This is a genomic window from Psychrobacter sp. FME13 (assembly GCF_014861395.1).
Classification (GTDB): Bacteria; Pseudomonadota; Gammaproteobacteria; order Pseudomonadales; family Moraxellaceae; genus Psychrobacter.
The window spans coordinates 1-1,678 of the sequence record NZ_RRYV01000277.1 but is presented as its reverse complement, the minus strand read 5'-3'; the positions used below and the strand labels follow the sequence as shown (position 1 = coordinate 1,678).

The window sequence follows — 1,678 nt, the reverse complement described above, 5'->3', positions numbered from 1 at the left end:
TTCTCTTTGTTGTGGTAAACAAGAGTGTAAGGCGTTGCTTATTTTTTTCAACTATTTCCCAATTCTATACAGCCCCTAGTATAGGATTTATATTAGATTTCAAGATGAAATTCAGGAATCTTGGAGAATCTGTGAATATTGCTTTTTTGTATATTTTTAAGTACAGGTTAGCAGCTTGTTATGTTTGTTTATTCGATGGACAGGATTATGAGTTAGTTAACAAATCCAAGAGCCAGCATTCTGTCTGCCGGAATGCATTGTCAACTAGAGAAATGCGCTCACTAAAAAGCCGCAAAATGTAAATAGCCATGGGGCAGATCTCCATGGTTAGCAACGCTAATACGTAGCTTTATCGAGTCGCTTATGCGCGTTAAATTCATTTCGATGACTTTTGGAGAGGCACAAAAAAACCCACTATTATTTGCTATATCAAATAATAGTGGGAGTAATATTTGGGTCAGTAGAATGGCGTTCTGCTATCAGTTCACCACTTTTGACGCTGAGTAAATGATTACTCAATCACAACTTCTGCCAGCGAGTAATAAAGTATCATACTGAACGGCACCATCTATACCTTACAGTTACATTTTGGAGTAGTAAAGTTTCGTACTGAGGTAACTAGATATGGAGTGTATCTTACCCCCTAAAATAGATTAAATAAAAAGGAACTCACCTTGAGATTATCTTTCATCGGATTAGCGATAGCTTTTGTATTGGTTGGTTGTGGAGAGGATAGTACATCGTATTCAGCACCACCAACTGATGGCGAAGTCACACCAACTGAACCATCTAATACGACCTCTTTAGCTTGCCTTAATCCAACGCTGCAAACCCCAGGCACGACGATTGATCTAGAATATGCTTCAGATGCTGCTATAGATTTTGGACTTAACGATGTTCATGAAGTTGTAGAGTCAGTTCCGGAATATAAAGGCTTTAGCGAGGTATTAGCTAAAAGAGAAGGTCAATCTACTGTGTATGTAAAACACGACGAAGTTGATCAATCAGTGATCACTCTAGGGCAAACTGACAGTGATGCTGGAATGGAAGTTGATTACCAACCGAGCGGCTTAAAGCAACATTATAACTTAGAAGAAGGTGAGACGAAGCATTATGCAACAGTCACTATGGTTGAAACAACAGATGGCGAAATGAAGTCTTATGACGCGGATACTTCATTAAAATATGTTGGTAGAGAAACCATTACGGTTCCAGCAGGCACGTTTGAGACTTGCGTATTTGAACACAAGTTTTACGTTGTTCAAGACGACGGAATAAGCACTGATACGTTATACACTCGTTATACTGGCGTGGATAACGGCGTAACAATCAAAGAAATAACGGAAACAACATCGTCTGAGTCTGAAGATGTTGGCTTATTCAATGATACGATATTATTGGAGAAAGGAAATATCAATGGTCAAGCCATACAAGGTTTATAGTCAGTTAACGCTCCTTGACCTCGTTCTTCTTTAATCCACTTCTGTTGTTTTTTAGAGAGCTTAGATTAACACACCAAGTGCAACGCTAATTAATATTATAGAACGCCTGCATAGGCGTCTTAAACCCTAATCGTTTTCTTGGTCTGTTGTTTAATTTGTTCTCAATGTCCTGCATCTCATCATCAGAGACTTGTCTAAAGTCACAACCCTTAGGCAAGTACTCTCTGATAAGGCCG

1 protein-coding gene and 1 pseudogene are annotated in these 1,678 nt (G+C 38.9%); one reads left to right on the top strand and one right to left on the bottom strand.

What is annotated here, in order from left to right; all coding sequences use genetic code 11:
• The first annotated feature begins 674 nt into the window (after positions 1-674).
• A complete protein-coding gene (locus EI164_RS15950; RefSeq protein WP_192520963.1) occupies positions 675-1,442 on the top strand; it encodes a hypothetical protein in 768 nt (255 codons plus the stop codon).
• An 85-nt stretch (positions 1,443-1,527) separates the two neighbouring features.
• On the opposite strand, the pseudogene EI164_RS17245 reads toward EI164_RS15950, so the two are convergent.
• Positions 1,528-1,678: pseudogene (locus tag EI164_RS17245) on the bottom strand (IS30 family transposase); the annotation flags it as partial.